This window comes from Priestia sp. FSL P4-0332 (assembly GCF_038005845.1).
Lineage (GTDB): Bacteria > Bacillota > Bacilli > Bacillales > Bacillaceae_H > Priestia.
In genome coordinates this window covers 888,398-911,962 of the sequence record NZ_JBBOUA010000001.1, presented here as the reverse complement: position 1 = coordinate 911,962, position 23,565 = coordinate 888,398, and the positions used below count along the sequence as shown (strand labels likewise).

At 38.5% G+C, this 23,565-nt stretch carries 24 protein-coding genes; 8 read left to right on the top strand and 16 right to left on the bottom strand.

Going from position 1 to position 23,565, the window contains the following annotated elements:
• Window positions 1-14: 14 nt before the first annotated feature.
• The 8 genes from rbsD to MKY06_RS04715 all read right to left on the bottom strand — a co-directional run bounded on the left by rbsD (window position 15) and on the right by MKY06_RS04715 (window position 6,244).
• The gene (gene rbsD, locus MKY06_RS04750; RefSeq protein ID WP_013055631.1) at window positions 15-404 is read right to left on the bottom strand and encodes a D-ribose pyranase; all 390 of its coding nucleotides are present in this window, start codon (window positions 402-404) and stop codon (window positions 15-17) included.
• The gene (gene rbsK, locus MKY06_RS04745) at window positions 405-1,283 is read right to left on the bottom strand and encodes a ribokinase (protein WP_029324876.1); all 879 of its coding nucleotides are present in this window, start codon (window positions 1,281-1,283) and stop codon (window positions 405-407) included.
• Window positions 1,276-2,265 (bottom strand): LacI family DNA-binding transcriptional regulator, encoded by a 990-nt coding sequence (locus MKY06_RS04740; protein WP_029324875.1) that lies wholly within the window; start codon window positions 2,263-2,265, stop codon window positions 1,276-1,278. The genes rbsK and MKY06_RS04740 overlap by 8 nt, the downstream gene beginning before the upstream one ends.
• Before the next feature lie 116 nt (window positions 2,266-2,381).
• A complete protein-coding gene (locus MKY06_RS04735) occupies window positions 2,382-2,807 on the bottom strand; it encodes a MarR family winged helix-turn-helix transcriptional regulator (RefSeq protein ID WP_013055628.1) in 426 nt (141 codons plus the stop codon).
• A 162-nt stretch (window positions 2,808-2,969) separates the two neighbouring features.
• Window positions 2,970-3,380, bottom strand: coding sequence for a hypothetical protein (locus MKY06_RS04730; protein WP_340960289.1), 411 nt, complete (start codon window positions 3,378-3,380; stop codon window positions 2,970-2,972).
• An 8-nt stretch (window positions 3,381-3,388) separates the two neighbouring features.
• Window positions 3,389-3,919, bottom strand: coding sequence for an NAD(P)H-dependent oxidoreductase (locus MKY06_RS04725; protein WP_013055626.1), 531 nt, complete (start codon window positions 3,917-3,919; stop codon window positions 3,389-3,391).
• Window positions 3,920-3,937: 18 nt separating this feature from the next.
• A complete protein-coding gene (locus MKY06_RS04720; protein WP_098278263.1) occupies window positions 3,938-5,563 on the bottom strand; it encodes a DHA2 family efflux MFS transporter permease subunit in 1,626 nt (541 codons plus the stop codon).
• Between the two features lie 42 nt (window positions 5,564-5,605).
• Window positions 5,606-6,244, bottom strand: coding sequence for an HlyD family efflux transporter periplasmic adaptor subunit (locus MKY06_RS04715; RefSeq protein ID WP_013055624.1), 639 nt, complete (start codon window positions 6,242-6,244; stop codon window positions 5,606-5,608).
• Window positions 6,245-6,597: 353 nt separating this feature from the next.
• On the opposite strand from MKY06_RS04715, the gene MKY06_RS04710 reads away from it, so the two are divergent.
• Complete coding sequence (locus tag MKY06_RS04710) at window positions 6,598-7,053, top strand: MarR family winged helix-turn-helix transcriptional regulator (RefSeq protein WP_013055623.1); 456 nt, start codon at window positions 6,598-6,600, stop codon at window positions 7,051-7,053.
• A gap of 93 nt (window positions 7,054-7,146) precedes the next feature.
• Here MKY06_RS04710 and MKY06_RS04705 read toward each other — a convergent pair whose 3' ends face one another.
• From MKY06_RS04705 to MKY06_RS04690, 4 genes are all read right to left on the bottom strand, one after another.
• Window positions 7,147-7,908 (bottom strand): SDR family oxidoreductase, encoded by a 762-nt coding sequence (locus MKY06_RS04705; RefSeq protein ID WP_098476326.1) that lies wholly within the window; start codon window positions 7,906-7,908, stop codon window positions 7,147-7,149.
• A gap of 121 nt (window positions 7,909-8,029) precedes the next feature.
• Window positions 8,030-8,857, bottom strand: a complete 828-nt coding sequence (locus tag MKY06_RS04700; RefSeq protein WP_013055620.1) for an aldo/keto reductase — start codon at window positions 8,855-8,857, stop codon at window positions 8,030-8,032.
• A gap of 31 nt (window positions 8,858-8,888) precedes the next feature.
• Window positions 8,889-9,644 (bottom strand): IclR family transcriptional regulator, encoded by a 756-nt coding sequence (locus tag MKY06_RS04695; RefSeq protein WP_013055619.1) that lies wholly within the window; start codon window positions 9,642-9,644, stop codon window positions 8,889-8,891.
• A 216-nt stretch (window positions 9,645-9,860) separates the two neighbouring features.
• Window positions 9,861-10,169 carry a hypothetical protein gene (locus tag MKY06_RS04690; RefSeq protein WP_013055618.1) on the bottom strand — a complete coding sequence of 103 codons (309 nt, stop codon included), beginning with the start codon at window positions 10,167-10,169 and terminating at the stop codon, window positions 9,861-9,863.
• A gap of 499 nt (window positions 10,170-10,668) precedes the next feature.
• Between MKY06_RS04690 and MKY06_RS04685 the strand changes: the two genes are divergently transcribed.
• Together MKY06_RS04685 and MKY06_RS04680 are read left to right on the top strand one after the other, a co-directional pair.
• Window positions 10,669-11,004 carry a DUF485 domain-containing protein gene (locus tag MKY06_RS04685; protein WP_034275644.1) on the top strand — a complete coding sequence of 112 codons (336 nt, stop codon included), beginning with the start codon at window positions 10,669-10,671 and terminating at the stop codon, window positions 11,002-11,004.
• A 16-nt stretch (window positions 11,005-11,020) separates the two neighbouring features.
• Window positions 11,021-12,571 carry a solute symporter family protein gene (locus MKY06_RS04680; protein ID WP_013081928.1) on the top strand — a complete coding sequence of 517 codons (1,551 nt, stop codon included), beginning with the start codon at window positions 11,021-11,023 and terminating at the stop codon, window positions 12,569-12,571.
• A gap of 40 nt (window positions 12,572-12,611) precedes the next feature.
• Here MKY06_RS04680 and MKY06_RS04675 read toward each other — a convergent pair whose 3' ends face one another.
• Window positions 12,612-13,097 carry a DUF6985 domain-containing protein gene (locus MKY06_RS04675; RefSeq protein WP_013055615.1) on the bottom strand — a complete coding sequence of 162 codons (486 nt, stop codon included), beginning with the start codon at window positions 13,095-13,097 and terminating at the stop codon, window positions 12,612-12,614.
• 126 nt (window positions 13,098-13,223) lie between these two features.
• Here MKY06_RS04675 and MKY06_RS04670 point away from each other — a divergent pair, with 126 nt between their 5' ends.
• The 3 genes from MKY06_RS04670 (at window position 13,224) to MKY06_RS04660 (ending at window position 17,014) form a co-directional block, all read left to right on the top strand.
• The gene (locus MKY06_RS04670; RefSeq protein WP_098287314.1) at window positions 13,224-14,966 is read left to right on the top strand and encodes an ABC transporter ATP-binding protein; all 1,743 of its coding nucleotides are present in this window, start codon (window positions 13,224-13,226) and stop codon (window positions 14,964-14,966) included.
• A 16-nt stretch (window positions 14,967-14,982) separates the two neighbouring features.
• Window positions 14,983-16,767 carry an ABC transporter ATP-binding protein gene (locus MKY06_RS04665; protein WP_035439422.1) on the top strand — a complete coding sequence of 595 codons (1,785 nt, stop codon included), beginning with the start codon at window positions 14,983-14,985 and terminating at the stop codon, window positions 16,765-16,767.
• A gap of 112 nt (window positions 16,768-16,879) precedes the next feature.
• Window positions 16,880-17,014: a hypothetical protein gene (locus MKY06_RS04660; RefSeq protein ID WP_013055612.1), complete on the top strand. Its 135-nt coding sequence runs from the start codon at window positions 16,880-16,882 to the stop codon at window positions 17,012-17,014.
• An 87-nt stretch (window positions 17,015-17,101) separates the two neighbouring features.
• Here the strand turns inward: MKY06_RS04660 and MKY06_RS04655 are convergent, their stop codons facing one another.
• Window positions 17,102-18,085: a zinc-binding dehydrogenase gene (locus MKY06_RS04655; RefSeq protein WP_057274386.1), complete on the bottom strand. Its 984-nt coding sequence runs from the start codon at window positions 18,083-18,085 to the stop codon at window positions 17,102-17,104.
• A 163-nt stretch (window positions 18,086-18,248) separates the two neighbouring features.
• Here MKY06_RS04655 and MKY06_RS04650 point away from each other — a divergent pair, with 163 nt between their 5' ends.
• Window positions 18,249-18,596 carry a winged helix-turn-helix transcriptional regulator gene (locus tag MKY06_RS04650; RefSeq protein WP_034668472.1) on the top strand — a complete coding sequence of 116 codons (348 nt, stop codon included), beginning with the start codon at window positions 18,249-18,251 and terminating at the stop codon, window positions 18,594-18,596.
• Between the two features lie 215 nt (window positions 18,597-18,811).
• Entirely contained in the window at window positions 18,812-20,146 is a 1,335-nt protein-coding gene (gene rpoN / locus MKY06_RS04645) for an RNA polymerase factor sigma-54 (protein ID WP_013055609.1), read from the top strand.
• Window positions 20,147-20,203: 57 nt separating this feature from the next.
• Here the strand turns inward: rpoN and MKY06_RS04640 are convergent, their stop codons facing one another.
• Together MKY06_RS04640 and MKY06_RS04635 are read right to left on the bottom strand one after the other, a co-directional pair.
• Complete coding sequence (locus MKY06_RS04640; protein WP_013055608.1) at window positions 20,204-21,055, bottom strand: class I SAM-dependent methyltransferase; 852 nt, start codon at window positions 21,053-21,055, stop codon at window positions 20,204-20,206.
• Between the two features lie 98 nt (window positions 21,056-21,153).
• A complete protein-coding gene (locus MKY06_RS04635) occupies window positions 21,154-23,529 on the bottom strand; it encodes a YhgE/Pip domain-containing protein (protein WP_029324864.1) in 2,376 nt (791 codons plus the stop codon).
• Window positions 23,530-23,565: the final 36 nt, after the last annotated feature.

Genomic DNA, 23,565 nt, shown 5'->3' with positions numbered 1-23,565 from the left:
GCTTTTCACCTCTTTTAAAAAATAACTCCCGCTTGTAAAATGCAGTTTGCATAAGGAGTTGCTTCTCCTGTACGAATCACAACTTTCGCTTTGCTTGTCAGCATTTTTAATTGTTCATGCGATACTTCTTCTACTAAGATGTTTTGCTTCTCCATCAGCTCGTAAGCCTTTTGATTTCTTTCTTTCATTTCAGAAGCAATCACTATTTTTTCTGTAGCCATATCTTCTAACACAGCTACTACTACATCTTCAAAGCTAGGCACCCCTAGCTTTAAAGATAAATCAATTTTAGGCACGTCACTCGGAACAGGTAACCCTGCATCTGCAATGACAATAGTGTCTGTATGACCTAGATCTGTTAGTATTTTCGTAATATGACTGTTAATCATTCCGTGACGTTTCATTTACAGACTCTCCTCCACTTCTTTTCGAGTCGGCATACCGCCTTGCGCACCAAATTTAGTGACGGATAGCGAAGCTGCGCGATTAGCAAACTGAATTCCTTTTTCAAAACCCATTCCTTCGGCAAGTGCCACAGCAAGCGCTGCGTTAAATGTATCTCCTGCTCCTGTTGTATCAATCGTTTCTACTTGATAAGAAGGAACCAATACTTCTTTCTCGCCGTTAAAATAGCGTACACCTTGTTTTCCTTCTGTAATAAACAATTTATTTGGATACTGTTTTAATACTTCTTCTTTTTCTTTTCCTTCAAATAAAAGCTCTGCTTCATGTTCATTTGGAGTGATGTAAGAAACTTGTTCAATCACTTCTGCTTTTAATGGTCTTGCAGGCGCTGGATTTAACAAAAGCGGTACTTTAAGTTCCTGACAAAGCTGAGCAACATATTCAACCGTTTCTTCTGGAATCTCTTGCTGAATAAGTACGATATCAGCTTCTTTAATTTTTTCTTTTGCTTTTTCTACGTAGTCTGGAGTAATATAATCGTTTGCTCCTTTGACAACTACAATGCTGTTATCTCCTTCAGCGAGTATAATGTGAGCTGTTCCGCTATCTGAATCTGTAACCGGTTTCACATTTTCCACGGATACACCGTTTGATTTGAAATTCTCCAGAATTGCTTTTCCGTAATGATCTTCACCCACACACCCAATCATACTCACATCAGCTCCAAGACGGGCTGCTGCAACAGCTTGGTTCGCTCCTTTTCCTCCAGGAACGGTTTTGAATGATTCTCCTAACACTGTTTCTCCAGCTCCAGGACGAATATTTGATGTTACTACTAAATCCATTGATGAACTTCCAATCACAGTTACTTTAGCCATGTTCCTCAACCTTTCGTGTCGTATTTCGTTCAATAAACGTAACGGGTAGTTGTACTTGCTTTTGAATTAAAGGTTCTTTCTTAATGCATTTCATTAACAGACATGCTGCTTGCTTGCCCATTTCATAAGCAGGCTGACGAATTGTAGACAGCGCTGGAAACGAAAAGCGGCTTTGCGGAATATCATCAAAACCAATTACTTGCAGATCATCAGGCACGCTTTTTTCTAATCGAAACGCCTCATGTAAAACGGCTGCGGCTACAATGTCATTACTTGCAATAATCCCGTCTGTTTCCGGGTACTTTTGAAAGATTTCCTTTGCCCATTTCTGCGCATCGTCAAACGCTAGAGAATTTGTATTTAATACGTAAAAGTCTGCATCAGACTGACTCAAAACAGACAGAGAGCCTTGAAAACGTTCCTGGGCAGGCTTTACATTTACTGGACCTTTGATAAGTGTAATTCTTTTACTTCCTCTTTTAATTATTTCTTCTGCAGCAAGTTTTCCACCTTCAAAACCATCAGCATAAACGGATGGATACTGATCAGAACTTCTATCTAAAAACACAACGGGAAATGTAAGACCTTCATATAGTTTCTGAGCTAGACTTGTTGTTGCCGTGATCATCCCTACTACATGGTTTTGCGTAAACGTTTGGAGATAGGTTAATTCTTTCTCTAACTGCTCATCACTATTGCCAAGAATTAAACGAAATCCATGGCTATGTACTTCATCTTCTATTCCTCGTGCAAGCTGAGGGAAAAAAGGGTTTGTAATGTCTGGAAGCAAGAGACCAATCAAACGCGATTCACGTGTATAAAGCGAACGGGCTACCTCGTTAGGGCTGTAGTTTAATTTTTGAATTGTATTCATTACTCGCACACGCGTGTCTTCTTTTACATATCCTGTACTGTTTAAAACGCGCGAAACGGTCGCAACGGACACGCCTGCTTCTTTTGCTACATCGCGAATTGTTACCACCTTATTTCCCTCCCTTCATATATGTAACCGTTTACACAAATGATAACATGGAAAAGTGAAGTTGACAATCTTTTTATTAAAAAAAATCACTTCATTAAGAAGTGATTTTTCTTTCATTAGATATTAGCGTCTAGTTTCTTAAATAATTTCAAAAATTGCTCTTGATCTTTCGGTTCATAGCAAGAAAAGAAATGAGCAATCATCTTTTGCACAATTTCATTTGCTTCTTCAATCACTTGTTCACCTTTAGCTGTTAACTCAATGTTTACTTTACGGCGATCCTCTTTAGAGTGATAGCGTGAAACTAACTCTAAGTCTATTAAACGATTAATAACAGGAGTAATCGCACTAGGCTTGACGCGCATCTCTTCTGCCAGCTTGGTTACCCCAATGTGACTGCACTTACCGATAATTAATAAGATATGATATTGAAAAGGTGTAATCCCTTGTGAAAGTAACCTTTCTTTTATCTCTGTCATTACCTTTTTGTTAAGGGATATCGAAATTCTCTGGACCTCTTCAATAAATGTGAGCTGTTCCATGTTTTGACGTCCCCTTTCTTATAATCAGGGAGTCGATGTTAACATGTCAGCCCCCTGCTGCACTCCAAGCGAAACCTAACCTGGGGAGAGCGGCTGGTTTCGCGGAATGCTTATAACCTATTTTCTATCTATTTTATTCCGTACTATTATAATAGAAGAAACTCATTCATTATCGTTTTTCTTAAACGATCTTAAAGCTTTACGAAAAGCGTCATCATTCATAACGTCACGTTCCTCTTTTGTAAAAACCGTGTCGTCTTTTTCGCCTTCTCTAAACTTTTGCAGCACTTGACGATACATATCATCGTTCATGACATCTTTTTCTTTCTTATGTCTAGATGTTCTTGTTTCCGTCTTCGCCTGCGGCTCTTTTGGCTCTTCTTTTGGTGCTGCAGGTTTTTCTTCTTCTACTTTTTTCTCTTCTACTTTTGGCTCTTTAGGAGCATTTGAAGCAGCCGCTTCTTTTTTAGGTGGAACTGTACGCTGGCGCTTAGAAGATGATGCTTTGGCATTCATTGTAATAATTAGTACAACCAGAATCACAGCTACAACGATCAGTAAAATACCTAACATACCGTCACCTACTGTCCTTGTGTCATTCGTTTAGTCACTTGAACAACACGTTCTCCTAATGCTTTACCTAGCGCTTGGTCGTTCTCTGTTAATAATTCGTCACCTTCGATTGGACAAGTAATTCCAACACCGTAATAAGTACCGTAAAGCGCATTTTCTGGGATGTTACCTGGTAACCCAGCAATAATCATACCTTGATGAAGCATCGGTGTAATTAAATTTAAAAGCGTCGCTTCTAAGCCACCATGCGTTGTAGCTGTTGTACAGAACACCGCACCTACTTTATTAATTAATTTACCTTCTGCCCATAGATAACCTAATTTATCGATCCACGTTTTTAACCCTGAACTAATTGTTCCAAAATGCCCTGGGCAGCCCCAAATAATAGCATCCATTTCAGGCAGTTCACGTACATCTGCATCTTCGACATGCTTTACATATACGGTTGCTTCTCCAGACAGCTCGGCGCCAGAAGCAATCGCTTTTGCTAATGCCTCTGTATGTCCGCCTTCACTATCATATACGATACAAATTTTCATCCTTTATCCCTCCGTTGCTTATGAGTTCATATCTTTTGGTGCCGGTAACATACGAATATCGTCTGTTGTTTCTTTTTCTGTCTCTTCTACTTCTACTACTGCATCTTTACGAACATCACGTAGGAAGAAACTTAAAATCAATCCAATAATGGCAATAATAACTGTCCAGTAAAACGCGTCGTTAATTCCTTGTACAGTTGCTTGCGCTTGAACTTTTCCAGCTAATGTTGTTAAAGCTTGTTTTTGCGCCTCTGTTTGAGAAAGGTGAAGCGTTTGAGCAATCTTTTGAACAAATACCTGGAAGTTATTCATAAAGAATGGATCGGATGTAGTCATTGAACTGCTCATTTCATTCACATGATATGTTGTGCGATTTGTAAAGATTGTAGTCATTAAACTGATACCGATTGAACCACTCACCTGACGAAGCGTGTTCGCCATTGATGTACCATGGCTGCTTAATTTTGCCGGCAGCTGATTTAAACCAGCCGTCATAATTGGCATCATCAATAATGACATACCGAATGCACGGATCATATAAATAATAACAATATGACTAAACGGTGTTTCAAGCGTTAATTTTGTAAATTCAAATGTTGTCACAACCGTAATCAACATCCCGACAATCCCTAGTGGACGCGGTCCTAATTTATCAAACAGTGTACCAGAAATTGGTGACATAACTAACATAACAAGTGCACCAGGCAAGATTAATAAACCTGAATCAAATGCTGAATAGCCACGAATATTTTGCAAGTAAATTGGCAATAAGAACATACCAGCATACATGCTAATTGTGATGGCAATACTAATGATATTAGATAATGAGAAAATACTGTATTTAAATACTCTCACATCAAGTAATGGACTCTTAAGTCGAAGCTGCTGCACGACAAAGATGATTAATAAGACAATACCGCCAATCATCGTTGACAATACAACTGAATCCGTCCAGCCATCGTTTCCAGCTTCACTGAAGCCGTATAGAAGTAAAGCCATACCTGCAAGAGATGTAAACACAGAAATTAGATCTACTTTTACATTTTGAGGTGGTTTAATATCTTTTAATTTAAAAGCTGCAATAATAAGTACGATCGCACCTAGTGGCACCATTCCCGTAAATAAAATGTGCCAGTCATAGTTCTGAATAACCCATCCTGAAAGCGTCGGTCCAATTGCCGGAGCGAACATCATGGCTAAACCAAAGATACCCATTCCTTTTCCGCGCATATGAGGAGGGAAAATAAATACGATAATGGTCATAACTAGAGGTGCTAACACTCCGCCTCCGACTGCTTGAACCAGACGTCCGATTAGCATAAGCGAGAAAGTCGGCGCAATTCCGCAGATAAGTGCCCCTATTGTAAAGCAGGCCATTGCAAATAAGAATAAGCGACGAACGCCAAAACGTTCAATTAAATAGGCTGATAATGGAATAAGCGCACCATTTACAAGCATATATCCTGTAAGCAACCACTGTGCCGTATTAGCCGTAACACCAAACTCTGTAATCAGATGCGGAATCGCAACATTTAGCAGCGTTTGGTTTAAAATTGCTAAGAACAATCCAAGCATAAGTACGACTAGCAGCGGAATATGCTTTTTAACTGAGCTTTCCTCTGGTTGTATCGTGTTTGCTGACATCAGTTCCTTCCTCCTTTCTTCTCTTCTTAATCATGTACGTTCTTAGTTTTTAGAGATTTTAACTTCTGCGTTCATACCTGGTAGTACGTTTTCAGAGTAGTTAGAAATAGAGATTTTAACAGGAACTGTTTGCGATACTTTCGTATAGTTGCCGTCTGAATTAGAACTTGGCATTAATGAGAAAATTGAGTTTGTTGCATAACCGATTTCTTCTACTTTTCCATCGATTGTTGTTTTAGTATCTCCGTCAACTGTTACATCAACGTCATCGCCAGCTTCAATATCTTTTAATTTGTCTTCTTTAATGTTTGCAATGATGAATAAGTTATTCATATCTACTTCGCTAGCAATTTGTTGACCAGCTTGAACCATTTGATTTTCTTTTACCTGTGTTTTGATGATTTTACCGTCTTCTGGTACTGTAACTGTTTTTTCTCCATCTTCTGATTGGATTTTAGCTACCTCATCATCTTTTGAAACATCTTTACCTTCTTCAACGTTCCAGCTTGCTACTTTACCTGCCGCTGGCGCTACTACTGTATAAAGGTCGCCGGACACTTTTGCATTGTCTGTGGATACATAATTAGATTTTTGAATATAATAGTATCCCCCACCAATAATTAAAGCTAATACTACAATAATTCCGATAAAGTTCATTAAAATTAAACGCCCTCTTGACATTTATTTTACCTCCTTAATATTTCATTCAGTTAAGTATTACGCTAGATAACTTTATCACAAAGATATTTAGTTGTAAATAACTTTGATTTTAATTTATTTTTAAAACTAAACATTTATGTTTCATAAAGTTTTCCCGACTGAATACTTTACTACATCTTTAACTGAAATACAACTTAAAAGTTTTGGTTTCTTTACAAGTACTTTACTTTACTTTAAAGTTAGATATATAAGCATAGGATTATACACAAAAAACAGCTCCTTTTTTTGGAACAAACTCCCTATATACATAAACCACAATAGGTAACTAGCAGCAATTGTTTAACACCTATAATAATAAAGAAAAGGTGATTATAATGGATCAGCAGTTAATAGATAAACTAGAAAAACTTGACCAAGTTAAAACCTCATTATTTGAACTCAAGCGAAAGCTCTTGGAAGATAAAATCAGTGAGCAACCCTATAATTTGACCATTACGAAATTTTTAATTCTAAAATTCATTGGAGCCAGCTCTAAACGTATGGTAGCCGAAATTTCTTCAAATCTAAAGCTAACCTCCGGGGCTACTACCATTTTATTAAATCAATTAGAAGATGATGCACTCATTAAGCGCGTACGTGACCAAAAAGACCGCCGGATTGTATGGATATCCTTAACAGAGGCTGGCGAAACATTAGTGAACTATGTAATTGAGCAGCGAAATTTATTTTGGCAAGACATGCTTTTTGCTCTAACTCCTGAAGAACAGGATGAGTACCTCCGCATGCTTGAAAAAATGGAAAAACGAATTAGACAAACTGTGGATCGTTAATGCCAAAAAGCGTGTGTTCATTTATTTTATGGACACACGCTTTTTATGACCCTCTACTCTTGACGAGTTTAGGAAGCTTTTTATTTGCTGCCTTTAAAATTCAGGATTATTTTTCAAAAATCCATTCCAAGCCTGTGCTGTAGCTTTCTCAATTTCTTCTTTGGAAGCTTGAAGCCTCTTAGCGCTATCTCCATAGCCAATTTCGATTTTACCTTTTTTCAATTCTTCAAATATCGAATCAGCAAAGTCATCAAGCGGTGCTCCAAATGTATGAAGTCCCGGTCCTCCTAAATCCGTGTTCACGGCTGGAGGAAGAATTTCTATCACTTCGGTATTTGTTTCTTCTAATTGATGTCTTAAACTAATCGTAAACGACCTTAACGCTGCTTTTGTTGCGCTGTAGATTGGCACCCATACTCCAGGTGTTAAAGACAGCCCGGACGTTACGTTAATAACCGCAGCACGTTCTTGCTGAACGAAATGAGGAATCAATAACGACGTTAAATGAATAGGAGCACTTACATTACTCATTAGTTCTTTTTCGTAATACTGCCACTCTTCGTCCATATGTAAAAGATTTACGCGCTGCTGAATGCCTGCATTATTCACAATAACATTTAATTTTGGGAACCTTTCAGTCACCCATTTTACTAGCTCTACTCTGCTTTCTTCCATTGATACATCGCACACTTTTGTATGTAATGAAGGGAATCTTTCTTTTGCTTCTTGCAGCTTTGATTCCCTTCTTCCACAAATAATGACTTCATTTCCTTCATTTAAAAAACGTTCTGCAAGCGCCAACCCAATTCCGGATGCTCCGCCCGTAATTAAAAGAGTGTTTCCTGACATTTTCATTACTTTTCCTCCTCGTTCAACCGTCACATTTACTTTTTAATAAACAAAGCGCTACTGCATGAATGACAATAGCGCTTTGTTTATTATTTATCTTACAAGACGTTTTAGTCTTGCTTTAAAATTAAAAGTCAAAGTTATCCGGATCTGGACCTACGCGATGATTTTGATTTAATGCGTTAATTTTTTCAACTTCTTCTGCATTTAATTCAAAATCAAATACGTCTGCATTTTGGATAATACGATGTTCTTTTGTTGACTTAGGAATAGTTACTACTTCGTTTTGTAAGTCCCAACGTAAGATAACTTGAGCAGTTGATTTTCCGTGCTTTTCAGCAATTTGAGTTAACACTTCGTTATCAAGCAGCTCACCTTGTGCAAGCGGTGACCATGCTTCCACTTGGATTCCTTGTTTTTTGCAGTATTCACGCACTTCTGTTTGTGTTAAAAGTGGATGAAATTCGATTTGGTTTACCATCGGCTTGACTTCTGCATCTGCAATTAAGTCTTCTAAATGATGAACTTGGAAATTCGATACGCCGATTGCACGAATTTTCCCGTCTTTATAAAGCTTTTCAAGTGCTTTCCACGTATCTTTATACTTACCTTGAACTGGCCAGTGAATTAAGTATAAATCTAAATATTCAAGACCCAGCTTGTTTAAGCTTGTTTCAAACGCTTGAAGAGTTGTGTCATATCCTTGATCTGCATTCCACACTTTTGATGTAACAAATAGTTCTTCGCGAGAAACACCTGATTCTTTGATCGCTTGTCCCACGCCTTCTTCATTTTCATAAATTTTAGCCGTATCAATGCTTTTATATCCAGCTTTGATTGCATATTTAACTGAATCTACAACTTCTTGACCATCTTCTACTTTATAAACACCTAAACCTAACCAAGGCATTTTAACGCCGTTTGCTAAGGTCGTCGTTGACTGTAAGTTTTCCATGTTGCTGTTCATCCCCTTTTTTACTGTTGAATTATTCGTAAAGAGTAATTGCTTGTGAAATTTGTTCTGCGCACTGTTTAACAAGTGCAGCATGCTTTTCGTCTTTCTCTTGTGAAATACGAACGGATGGACCTGATAAAGCAATAGCCGCCATTATTTTTCCTTTTCTGAAAATAGGGGCTGCAATACAGCGAACGCCAGGCTCCCGTTCTTCATCATCGACAGCATAGCCTCTTTCCTTACTTAAAGCCAAATCAGCTTCAAGCTCGTCCAGCTCGGTGATCGTTCGATCTGTATAAGCTTCAAGCGAAAGTTCGTGAAGAATAGATTTTTGCACGCTGTCCTCTTGATAAGCAAGAATACACTTCCCAATAGCATTTGCATGAAGCGGCTTTTTATTTCCTACTTCGGAATGCGTACGAGTGCTATATTGCCCGTTCACCACCTGAGTTGTAACCATTTGTTTATGATGGAGAATTCCCGCGTAAATGGTCTCATTGGTCTCTTCACTCAGCTTCTGCATAGCAGGAACAGACAGCCAATTCATTTCATAGTTCGTATGCATCGTATTTTGCACGAGTGCCAGCACCAGTTGTGGTGAAACCGTATAGCGGTTAGACGGGTTTCTTACAATAAATCCATTTTGTTCAAGCGTGCTCACAAGACGATACATCGTACTCTTATTAAAACCGAGCGCTTCCATCATTTCTGGAATAGTCATATTCGGACGGTTTAAAAGCAAAGAGAAGATATCTAATCCTTTTTTTAAAGTTCCAACCTCGGACATGCCCTTCTTCCTCCTTTTATCCGAACAACAATTTTATTATAAAGCAAAGCTCTTTATTGTATCAAATAAGGAAACTTTTCTAATTTATTTTCCCTATAAGAGAGAATACATGACGTAATTGTTCTTCTTAATCTATTCCACTGTTTTTTCTATTTAAACATAAAAAAAGCCTTAACAATAGAATTTTTTTACAGTTTTTTAAATTAGTTTTGCTTCTCACTCATTAACTTCTTCAAATCGCTTCAGCTGCTCCAGCTGATTTTCCTTTTTCATAATTTCTTTCTGACGCTCGCCTAGTAAATCGAAATGAGGATAGCCGGATCGATTATCAATATACTTAGCGGGAATACCATACTTTTTTCCCCACTTAATCAGCTTATTTAAGTCACTGCAACCTACTTTTGTTACGGTAGTTGCATGTGGAAAACGCTCATCAAGCCAATAATGAGTTAAAAATGCGATCTCTCCTCGCTTAACAGCTGCTTTCCATGCGTTTAGTTCCGGGCGTTTAATTCCAAATGCCATTCTTTCACCTTTTCTCTTTTATATAAGTAGTCACATTATTTGTTTACTATAAAGAAAAAATATCATTCATATAGAAATCTTTCATAATATCTTGTCTATTTATAACCATCTCTAAATAATAGCTTATTTTCTCAACCTGTTTCCTCTCTAAGCATTATTGTGTGCTTATGATTTTATTATCATCTTCTCTTCTTTTTCAAAAGATCAAACAACCAAATAACGTTTAAATAATAAAGAAAAGCCTTATATATAAAAGAAACTAAGGATGAATTTCAACATTTCTTTTGCGAATGATTTTTCCTTTGTATTGAATGTTGTTCTTTTTTTTATTATGGCAGTATGCATTTATTGTGAACCTTCAGTATATTAAAAAACTTACACAGTTACCATTCTCGAAAAAAGACAGAATTTACTTTTTATTCCGAAAATAATATAATTCAAGTGATATGAAGCTTTTCGCTTCATCTATTTATTATCAAAGGGGGAATTCCGCTTGGCGATGAATGAAAATTCTTTAAAGAAGGTAAACAATGCTTCTTCCTCTCCTGATTACACAGAAATTGTACAGTCTGCTTCATTTCAAAAGCTTTTGAAACAAAAACGCAATTTTATTTTACCGCTCTCTCTGTTTTTTCTTGCTTTTTATTTTACCTTGCCTATCTTAACGGCTTACACAACCGTCTTAAACAAACCAGCTTTTGCTTCTATGACCTGGGCGTGGGTATTTGCTTTTGCACAGTTTGTGATGACCTGGACCCTATGCATTCTATACACAAAAAGAGCCTCGAAATTTGATGAACTTGTTGACACGATAAAAAAAGAAGCTGCAAATTGAATAGGGGGTTAAATGAATGAACGTACTAGCTTTTTCACTTTTTTTAGCCATTGTAGGTCTTACGCTAATCATTACGTATGCGGCATCCAAGCGGACAAAAACGACCAGTGACTTTTATACAGCAGATGGAAGTTTAACCGGCTGGCAAAACGGCATGGCGATTGCCGGAGATTATATGTCTGCTGCGTCATTTTTAGGCATAGCTGGAATGGTAGCGCTTTCTGGATTTGACGGTTTTTTTTACAGCATCGGCTTTTTAGTTGCCTATCTCGTCGTGTTATACATTGTAGCTGAACCACTTCGCAACTTAGGAAAGTACACGATGGCAGATATGATAGCAGCTCGTTTTAACGAAAAGAAAGTGCGGGGAGTTGCTGCGTTAAACACGATCACCATTTCCATTTTTTATATGATTGCACAGCTTGTTGGAGCAGGAGCATTAATTCATTTATTACTTGGTCTAGATTACGTGTATTCTGTCTTGATTGTCGGCGTCTTGATGACGGTTTACGTTGTATTTGGAGGGATGACGGCGACCAGCTGGGTGCAGATTGTCAAAGCCTTGCTTCTGATGATTGGTACGTTCATTATTTCCATTATTGTATTTTCAAAATTTGATTTTAGCTTAGCTAAAATGTTTTCTGAGATGAAAACCGCAACTCCTCTTGGTGACGGCTTTTTAAATCCTGGAAATAAATTCAAAAATCCGCTGGACATGATTTCGTTGAATTTAGCTCTTGTTCTTGGTACAGCAGGCCTTCCTCATATCCTTATTCGTTTCTTTACAGTAAAAGATGCCATCACCGCACGAAAGTCTGTTATTTATGCAACGTGGATCATTGGCGTTTTTTACATTATGACAATCTTTTTAGGGTTCGGTGCTGCTGCATTTGTAGGGTACGATGATATTATCAAAGCAAATGCAGCAGGAAACATGGCAGCTCCCCTGCTCGCTCAAGTTCTTGGCGGAGACTTTCTCTTTGCGTTTGTCTCAGCTGTAGCTTTTGCTACGATTTTAGCTGTTGTAGCTGGGCTGGTGCTCTCAGCAGCTTCAGCATTCGCGCACGACTTCTATAGTCATATTCTCCGTAAAGGAGCTGCAACTGAAAAAGAACAGGTAGTGGCTGCACGATGGGCTTCTATTGGGGTATCCATTCTATCTATTATTCTTGCATTATTTGCTCAAAACATGAACGTAGCATTTTTAGTTGCACTTGCCTTTGCTGTAGCAGCGAGCGCTAACTTGCCAATTATTCTTCTTACTATTTTTTGGAAACGCTTTAATACAGCAGGAGCAGTCACTGGCATGCTGGTTGGACTATTCAGCTCACTGTTTTTAGTTGCCATTAGTCCAAACGTGTGGGCACCTGAGCCTGGAGCTGCTATCTTTGTAGGTGAACCGCTCATCACATTAACAAACCCTGGTATTATCTCTATTCCTCTAGGCTTCTTAGCTGCTTTTATAGGAACACTTCTTTCGTCTAAAAAAGCAGACGAAAAGAAATTTGATGAGATTTTAGTAAAAGCAAATACAGGTATGGGAATCGAAGAGCCTGTCAAACATTAATGCCAAAAAGCCTTGAAGCAGGTTGCTTCAAGGCTTTTTACTAGAATAAATCTTCTTGTAAACCAATAGCGGAAATTTGTTCATTTCTAAACTTTACAGCTAACATATGCTCTTCTTCCCACGTACATTCAAAAAACAAACCAAGTTCTCTTGTATCATGAGGTGCTTCAGGAACAAAGATTTGAATACACTCAACTAAAAAACCGATGTCTTTTCGCTTTTTCACATTCGGAACTAATAAGTCTACCACGTCTTTTTCAACTTGAGTTCTGTATTCATCTCGCACCTGTTGATAATAATCAAAAAGAGCTTTTTCCGTCCTCTTTAACAATAATTCACCTTGAAGCCAAAATGCTTGAAAGGCCTCTTCTTGCCGTTTTTGAAATGGCTTCTCTTTATCTCCATCAATTGTCAGCAACACTTGTTGTTTTTGTCCAAAGAAAGTGACCTGTTTTTCTCCAACCCAGGCCGAGTCATATAACAAAGATCCAAAAAGTGGATGATGTACTCGTAATGTTTGATTCATTGCATACCTGACCCTCTCAAAAAGTGGATTTCTGCTTGCATTGGCGTATAATAAATGGTGCTTGAAACAAACTTCTAAACTTATTCTATGTTACCATATTTTTTACAGAAAGGAGTGCCACAATGTGTGAATACAATTAAATCTTTGTACCCTTACTTAAAACCTTACAAATGGCTCGCGCTGTTTGCCCCGCTATTGATGGTAATTGAAGTGTTAGCTGACCTTCTTCAGCCTACTATTATGCAGCATATCATTGATTATGGCATTGCAAACAACAATCAAACATATGTTATCACCCGAAGTATCCTTATGCTCATGTTAGCACTCATTGGTTTAGCTGCCGGTATCGTCTGCGCCACCCTTAGCACAAAAGCGGCAGTAAATTTTTCTACCGATATTCGGAAATCGCTTTTTGAGAAGATTGAAAACCTCTCAAACAGCAACAGAGACAAACTAGGGACTGGTCACTTAATTACCGTCATCACAAATGATGTAACGAGTGTTCAAAACGCATTGAATATGACGCTCAAAGTATTAGTTAGAGGTCCTTTACTTTTTGCAGGAAGTATTGTCATCGTGTTATTAACCGCTCGTTCTTTGTTTCCTATTATCGTCGTGGTCGTCCCTATTTTATTTTTATGCATTTGGTTTGTGATCACGAAAGCTGGAAAACTTTTTAAAAAAGTTCAGCAAAGCGTTGATCGTGTAAACACAAAAGTCCAAGAAAACTTATCAGGGATGCGTGTAGTAAAAGCGTATGTAAGAGAATCGTATGAAATCAATCAGTTTAAAGAAGCAAACAGTTCCTTGACGCGAGCTAATATGAGTGCTGTTCAGCTTATTTCGCTTTTAATGCCCATTATTTTATTTGTAGTAAATATCGGAATGGTAGCTACTCTATGGCTGGGAGGACTTCAAGTCGAAGCAGGAAAAATTGAAGCAGGTGTGATTTTAGCTTTTATTAATTACTTAACGATTATTTTAAACGGACTTATGTCAAGCAGCATGGTGCTGATGCAAATTACACGCGCATTCCCTTCAGCTGAACGAATCGATTCTGTTTTAAAAACAAAAATAGACATTCCTCCAGCAAACTCTGCTGCTCAAATCAACAGACTTAAAGGTGATCTATCGTTTCAAAACGTTACATACAGCTATAGTAAAAATGGCGAAAACGTATTAAAAGATATTTCGTTTACTGCTAGACACGGGGAAACCATTGGCATTATTGGCTCTACTGGAAGCGGAAAGTCGACGCTTGCAAAACTTATTTCCCGCTTATATGATCCCGATGGCGGCGAAATTTTTGTAGATGGAAAAAATCTTACGGACTATGACGTAAAAGAGCTTCGCTCATCCATTGGGTTTATTCCTCAAAAAGCTACGCTGTTTACCGGTACGATTGATATGAATATTCGAATGGGAAAAGATCATGCTTCTTCCTCAGAAATTGAAGATGCTGCGGATTTTGCATGCGCAACGGAGTTTATTGAAAAACTCCCAGAAAGATATGAGTATCCTTTAACGCGAGGGGCGACCAATTTATCAGGAGGGCAAAAGCAGCGTCTTTCAATCGCGCGTGCATTTGTTAGAAAGCCCGCTATCCTGGTCATCGATGATGCAACTTCGGCATTAGACGCTGTCTCAGAAGCACAGGTACTAAAACATTTAAAAGAAGAGTTTGCTGATGCGACCGTTATCATCATTGCTTCTAAAATTTCGTCTCTTCTCCACGCTGATCATATTATCGTCATGGATGAAGGCAAAATTGCTGAACAAGGGACTCATGAAGAATTGCTTCGTTATCGCTCTCTTTATTACGACATTTATCTTGCACAAGGCGGAAAAGAGGTGTTGCCTAGTGAATAATCAAGGTAAAAATCAAATGAGCTCTATTCGCGGCCCTAGAGGAATGATGAAAGGCCCTGTAGTTAAGCCAAAGAATGCGAAAAAAACACTGTACAGAATCTGGTCATATATGGGGAAACGAAAACCTCCGCTTGCAGCTGCGATAATCTTAGTTATTGTGACTTCCCTGCTTAATTTATTAGGCCCTTATTTAATTGGGGTTATTATTGATGAGCATATTATTCCTAAAGATATCAGCGGGACGATACGAATGTCCCTTATTCTTGCAGGAATTTATATCACGACATCTTTATTAACATGGCTGCAAACCTATTTAATGGTGAACGTTTCGTTTACGACTATTGGAATGCTCCGCCAAGATTTATTTGCAAAGCTTCAGACTCTCTCCCTTCGCTTTTTTGACAAACGAGCTCACGGAGAGTTAATGAGCAGAGTCACAAATGATATTGATAATCTAAACAACGCTCTGAGTCAAAGCGTTATTCAGGCTCTGTCCTCTATTTTGTCTTTAGTGGGCATTACCATTGCGATGTTCTCGCTCAACTGGATTCTTGCCATTATCACGCTGATTGTTATTCCATTGATGGTTATAATCGTTCGACAAATATTAAAACGAAGCAGTGAAAATTTTGTCAAACGCCAAAAAGATTTAGGTGAGCTAAACGGCTTTGTAGAAGAAGCAATCTCTGGAGGAGAAGTTGTTACGCTTTTTAGTAAGGAAAAAGACTTTTTAACTGTTTTTAATGAACGAAATGAACAGCTGAGAAGTTCAGCAACAAAAGCGGAAACATTTTCAGGCTTTTTAGGTCCTGTCACAAACTTTATTAACAACTTAGGCTTAGCACTAGTGATTGGAGCGGGAGCATTTATGGCTGTTCAAGGTAGCGTTACAGTTGGGATGATCGCTTCATTTGTTAACTACTCACGTCAGTTCTCTCGCCCAATCAGTCAAATGGCAAACTTAGTAAACACCATTCTTTCGGCTATTGCCGGCGCAGAGCGCGTGTTTGCGATTATGGATGAGCAGCCGGACGTCACAAACAAACCAAACGCTCTTTCTGTTACAAAATTTGCAGGAGACGTTGCTTTTGAGAACGTATCATTTGGCTATAACGATGAAAAAATGATTTTAAAAGATGTTACACTGACAGCAAAAAAAGGTGAAATGGTTGCTTTGGTCGGTCCGACAGGTTCTGGTAAAACAACAATCATTAACTTGCTCACACGATTTTATGACATCTCAAACGGAGACATTAAAATTGACGGACGTTCCATCAGTGACTATAACATCCATGATTTACGAAACCGAATCGGCATTGTTCTTCAAGATACCTATTTATTTTCCGGTACGATTGCGGATAATATTCGATTTGGCCGGTTAGATGCCAGCGACGAAGAAGTTAAAAGCGCCGCAAAGATGGCCAATGCTCATTCGTTTATCAAGCATCTGCCGCAGCAATACAATACCGTGATTTCAGCTGGCGGAGGAAATTTAAGTGAAGGTCAAAAGCAGCTTTTATCGATTGCTCGAGCCATGCTTTCTGACTGTGATATTTTAATTTTAGACGAAGCTACTTCCAACATTGATACAAAAACAGAAATTGATATTCAAAGAGGAATGAGTAATCTATTAAAAGGAAAAACAAGCTTTGTGATTGCCCACCGCCTTAAAACGATTGAAAATGCAGATCAAATCCTTGTCTTAAAAGACGGACAAATTATTGAAGAAGGAAATCATCGCGAGCTGCTAGAAAAACAAGGGTTTTATCACAAGCTCTATACGCAGCAGTTTACGATTTAAAAGAGTAAAATAAAAAGTATGTTAGTTTAAGGAAGGTCCGAACGAGTAATTGTTCGGACCTTTTCATTGTGTTGGTAAACGTAGGGTTCATCCAGTTAGTTGCTTCTAGCTGTTGATTGGAGAGCAAGGCGAAGACTCCTGCGGGAACAGCGGAACAGATGAGACCCCGCAGGAGCGCAAGCAACGAGGAGGCTCATCGGCCGCCCGCGGAAAGCGAAGCCTTGCACGGAAATCAACAGCGGTGTAATAAATGGTCGATACGAGTTCCTTTATTCCATTTATTTGTCTTTAGATTGAATTGATGTAGTTATGTCTCAATCTCTTTTTCGTTCTATCATTTATCTATTACAGCTACAATTTTCCCTTTTACTCGACGAGTCGCCAGTTCATCTAATGCTGCTGGCACTTCTTCTAGTGAAATGACTTTTTCCACGAGTGCATTTAGCTTATTTTCTTGTAAAAGCAAAAGCATTCTATTTCCCATCTCAGCAAGCTTCCGCTGTTCTTTTACGTTATTAGACTGATGTACACTTCCTAATGCAATTTGATGAAACGATAGTGGGTGCACAAACGAAATCGCATCGTTTACATTAGGCGGTCCTGCGATGAATGCAATTTGACCATTAAAAGCAAGAGCCTTTACCGACTCGTCTGCATTGTCTCGTCCAACGGTATCCAAGACTAAATCTACACCGATTCCATCGGTAAGCTCCAGCACTTTTTTCACAAAGTCTTCTTTACGGTAGTCGATTACATAATCAGCACCTAAACTTTTTACAAACTCATGATTGGCAGAAGATGCGGTTGTGAGCACTGTAAGGCCTGCATTTTTGGCAAGCTGAATGGCAAACCCTCCAACCCCTCCAGCACCTGCGTGAATTAAAATCGTTTGGCCTTTTGAAGCGTTCATTTTGTGAAACAATGCTTGATATGCTGTATATCCCGCACATGGAATAGCCGCAGCGTCTTCGAATGAAACTCCTTGCGGAATAAGAGAAACTGTGTGGGCTGTTGTCACTCCGTATTGTGCAAACCCGCCTTTTTTTGATAAATCGCTATGATATACAACGCGGTCTCCGACTTTGACAGTTGTGACTTCTTCTCCCACTTCCTCGACAACGCCAGCTGAATCAAGTCCTAATACGTGAGGATATGTCCAACTAGGATTACCGCCGTTTCCTGTTTTATAATCTACAGGGTTCAGGGCAGTAGCTTTAATTTTAACTAAAATTTCACCTTTAGCTGGATGCGGCTTTTGGATATTTCCGACTTTCATCTCACTTACTTTCCCTTTGCCTTCTAGCAGTAAAGCTTTCATCAAGATCTCCCCTTTTACATTTCTTCCTTCAATTAAAAGTTCTTTTTCAGTATAATAAATACATGTTGTTTACAAAAGACGGCACTTTCATGTAACCAGGTACCTTCCCGGTAACCTAGGTCTATGGATATTAAATTATTATATCCATATTTCATATCTGTTTATGAATGGAGGATTAACGGTGAAAGCACCCCACTATAATGTACCTGTTGAAGCAACACTTGAAGTAATCGGCGGGAAATGGAAAGTCGTTATTTTATGCCTATTAAAAGAAGGCGAAAAACGTTTTAGTGAACTTCAGCGAGCTATGCCTGCTATTACCAAAAAAATGCTGTCCCAACAGCTAAAAGAATTAGAAAAAGACGGTGTGGTTAATAGAAAAGTATACAATGAAGTTCCTCCTAAAGTAGAGTACTCACTCAGTGAAGAGGGCGAAACCTTACGAGAAATTTTAAATATGATGTGCGCATGGGGAGATAGAAGAATGGGAAACACCCCAAATTGCAGCTAAGTTCTCCTAGCGGCTCTGTTAAAACAAGCGAATAGCTATTGCCAGGAGCTATTCGTTTTTGTTTTATCTATTCTCCTACTCTTTCTTGCGATTCGTCCCTGTGTAAGAACATCTGACAACACTATAGAATTCTTTCGCATTTTCAGCTATGATGATGTCGAACGATGCAGCCAGAATTGTCGAAATAAAACTCAAGAATGATAGGTGATTCAATGATGCAATTAGGTTTAGATTTATCCCAAAAACAACTATTAAAATTGGCCATGACACCTGAATTACGTCAGTCTATCAACATTTTAAATTATTCTACGGCCGATTTAGTTCATTATCTTCATCAGCAAGTCAATGAAAATCCTGTAATTAAACTGTCTGCTGGCGACTCTCAGCAAAAAGATTCATTTGATACTCGAGAACAGCGTTCATATTCAAAAGGTTATACCGACGACGAGTATAATCCGTTTAATTATATATCTGATCAAACTGTGACATTAGAGAGTCATTTATTAGAGCAGCTGTCTATGCTAAATCATTTACACTCACATCAAAAACACATCGTTCAATTTCTAATTGGAAACTTAAATAAAAACGGCTTTTTAGCAATTGAGCCAAAACTGGCAGCCGAACTGTTGAATGTTTCAATTAACGAAGTCAACGATATGATTCACGTTTTACAAAGCTTTGATCCGATTGGCGTGGGCGCTCAAAATTTTGTCGATTCACTGCTTATTCAAATTAAGGCCAAAACGTCAAAGCCTCCTCTTTTATACGACGTGGTAAAACACGATATTGAAGATATTGCTAACAAAAAATATCGGAACATTTCAAAAAAATACTCTATTTCGATGCGTGAAGTACAAGAAATTGTTGACTGCTTGCGGACATTAAATCCTCGTCCAGCAGGAGATTTCCACGTCCCGCTTACGAAGTACATCTCGCCTGATGTAACGGTACAAAAAGTTGACGGCCGCTATCATGTTATTCTTCATAGCGAGCTGCTTCCGCCCATCGAAATTAACGGTACCTATCAAAAGCTGGTTCATCGCTCTGCATGCGTAACAACCGATCGATACGTACAGGAAAAAATTCATGAAGCTACTTGGCTAATCAATAGTATTGAGCAGCGTAATGCGACGATTTACAACGTGTCCAAAGCCATTGTGGAACATCAGCAAGATTTTTTTGAAATGGGTATTTCGGGGCTAAAGCCGCTTACCTTAAAAGATATTGCTCAAAAAGTAGACTGTCACGAATCAACGGTAAGCCGTGCGACTAACGGAAAGTATATTCAAACGCCACGCGGGCTGTTTGAGTTAAAATACTTTTTCACCAATTCTTTAGAGCGAACTGATGGCGAACAAAGCAATTCTACTGCCTTTATAAAAGAAAAAATTAAAACATTAATTGCCGAAGAAAATAAATTAAAACCTCTTTCAGATCAAAAGCTCATGTCTCTTCTTTCCAGCGAAGGAATTCAAATTTCAAGAAGAACAGTAGCTAAATACCGTGAAGAAGCAGGAATTGAAAGTTCTTCTAAGCGGCGACGATTTTAATATTGCTTATTCTAAATTACAGCTTTATCACTACTAAAAAGAACCCGTTGATTTTACTCAACGGGTTCTTTTTATCGGTTTCCAATAAATAAAAGCCATATGATATTGATACGTATATTCATATCTGCCATTTATTTTCTTTACATGCTGTAAAATAATCTTCTCAGTTTCTAACTTGTCAATATCTTTAGAAAGCACCTTTGTCGAGTTCTTCTTGATGAGATCTTCGTACGTCTCATAGGTTACCGTTTTGGTTATAGGAACCAGCTTACAATCTGCGTAAATACCCAGTTCATATAAAATATTTAGTAAGTCAATATATTCCTTACGGCGCCATTTAATCTCGTACCCAAGTTTTCTATGTAACTCTACGTAATGAGGCTTTTCTGGACCCGTCGACATGCCGATAACCGCCAAACGATTAGCCGAATCATTCATATTTAAGAGACCATCGACAATATTATGCATACGGTAAAAACAGTTTATTCCTACTACGGCATCATAGTTATCTGTTAGACGCTCATACTCCCATTTACCTTCTATAAACTTTAGATTAGAGCGGGCATCTGATTGCGTTTGTAAGTAGCGAATAATGCTTGGCGAACAATCCATACACGTAAGTTCTTTTACATAATCAGCAATCGAAAACGTATAATTCCCCCAGCCAGGGCCAATTTCCATAACAGAGTCATTTGGATTCAAAAAAGCAAGAAGTTCTTGTTGAAGCTGTTTTACTACAGGGTCATTTACTGAATTAAAAGACATTTTCTCTAAATACTGCTGCCAAAATTCATCTTCAGCTCGGTCGTTTATCATCCGCTCCGATATTGAACCGTCCCATTCCTTCAGCCCTTCCTGCCACTTTTTTACACGATCACTTTCATATACCGAAAATTTTGTAAGCTGCATGCATTCACGTTCCCCTCTTTATATACGTAAACCTATACTATCATAAAGAAAAAGAGAGTTCCTTTTTAAACTGGAACTCTCTTTTTGTATTAGTTAAATTATGCTGCTGCCTCTTCTTCTGTGTGATGCTTCTCTTTTCTGGCATTGATATAAAACATTATCAATGAAAGAGTGATGAAGATTGCTGCAAAGATTCCAAGTACGCCAGCCTGATGCCATACATAGCCGAAATCATCACCAATTGAAATGATTTCACGGAAACCGCGAATTGCATAGGTCATAGGCAAGTACGGATTAATTGCCTGGAAGAATTCCGGCACAAGTGCTTTAGGGAATGTACCTGCACTGCCGCCAATTTGAAGCAGCAGAATAATGAAGGCTAAATACTGCCCTACTTTTCCTAACCCTGTTGTTAAGAACAAGATAAGTGTAAAGAACGTCACACCTGTAATCATGGTAAAGATATAGAAGTGCCAAATGCTTGTTACGTTTAAATGCAAGCCCCATAGAAGAGCTGTAACAGCAATCGCTGCCTGCAGCATACCTACAATAGTGATGACACTAAACTTACTTAAGAACCACGAAATGCCTGATGTCGGTCGAATTGATGGCTCTTTCATTGGATATACCGCTGAAAACATTAATGTTCCCGCAAACAAGCCAATACATAAGATGTATGGAGCTAATCCGACACCGTACTTATCTACGTTGTTTTGTTTATCTGATTTTAAATCCGTTGGATTTGAAAACATACTATATGTTTTATCATCCGCTTTAACATCTTTTGCATCTTTTGCACCATCTGCTAAAGATGAATGAAGCTCGCTCGTTCCATCTGATAATTTAGATGAACCATCATATAGTTTGGACGAACCATTTGTTAACTCTTTAGAACCATTTGCTAACTTGGTTGCCCCGTTTTCTAGCTGTGTTAAACCATTTGCTAGCGCTGCGCTTCCTTGTTCAGACTTCTTAAGCCCATCCACAATTTGCTGCTGCCCGTCAGCAAGCTTTCCAGCTCCTGTATGAGCGTCAGCAATACCGCTGTTTAGCTCTGCAAATTTGCTGTTGAACTGCTTTTCTCCGTCTGCTAGTTTAACAGCACCGTTGTATAATTGAGTTTGGGCATTATATAATTTTGTTTGGCCATTGTACAGCTGACTTTGTCCATCAGCAATTTTATTAATAGCGCTTTGAATATCTTCTCCGCCTTTAGACAGCTTTTGAAGAGCCGCAGATAACTCTTGCACTTTATCTACTTTTGCTTTTAACTGCTCTGCTTTTTGCTGCTGTTCATCCATAAACTGCTGCGACGTGAGTTTTTTAATTCCTGCAATCAGCGTTTGTTTTTGCTCATCAGGAATGGACTCGTTGCTGTTAATGCTGTCAATGAGGGCTTGCTGCTGCTGTTCAAACTCTGATTTTTTTGAATCGACCTGCTGTTTAATCTGCGTAATTTCCTGTTCCGCTTGATTAATTTGCTGCGTAACACTGCTCACTTCAGCGTCCACTTGATTTAAGCCGCTTGTAAACTGCGGTAATTTCCCTTGAAGTGTCTTTGTTCCTTCATTGAGCTGTTGTGTCGCACCTTGCAGTTTTGCAGTTCCGTCTTGTAGTTGTCCTAATCCATTGCTAAGCTTTCCTGCACCTGTTTCAAGTTCTTTAGAAGCTGCATAAAGCTGTCCGCTCCCACTTTCTAACTTTCCTAAACCGCTGTTTAGGCTGCCTAAGTTTTCATTAATTGTGTCCGCACCGTTTAGTAGCTTAGCTGCACCAGCATTTAAATCTGTTGCTCCTTTTCGTGCATCCGTTAACCCGTTTGCTAATTTAGCTGTACCGTCTTCGAATGTAACCGTGCTGTCTGCTAATTTCTTCATGTTATCTCGCAGCGTTTTTGAGCCGTTTTCGAGCTCTCCTGCACCGTCACTTGCTTTTTGAAGACCGTCCGCTACTTGCTTAAAGCTGTCAAATACCGTTTCAGCATACTGCTTTGTGACCGCTTCTTTAATCTGATCATTGATTTTAGCCACTGCATTTGAGCTAATTTGAGCGCCTGAATAGTTCTTTCCGGCATTTGTATGATAGATAAATTTCATTTTTTTAGGATCTTTATCCATTAATGTTGTTGCATTTTTGGAGAAATTCTTTGGAATTTCTAAAACTAAATAGTAGTCCTCATTTTTTAAACCTTCTAACGCTTTTTCTTTGTTCGTAAATTTCCAGTCAAATTTATCGTTTTTCTTTAAATCATCAACAAAATCACGACCGACATTCAATTTCTTTCCATTTAATGTAGCACCTTTATCTTCATTTACCACTGCAACTGGAATTTGATCTGTTTTTCCATATGGATCCCAGTAAGCAGATAAAAAGATGACATTATAAAGTAATGGAACAAATAACAATCCGCAAATCACAACAATAGTCATTGGTTTGGAAAAGATTTTTTTCCATTCTCCTTTAATCATATTCATGTTTTTTAGCCTCCAATAATCCTTACTTCCGCCTGA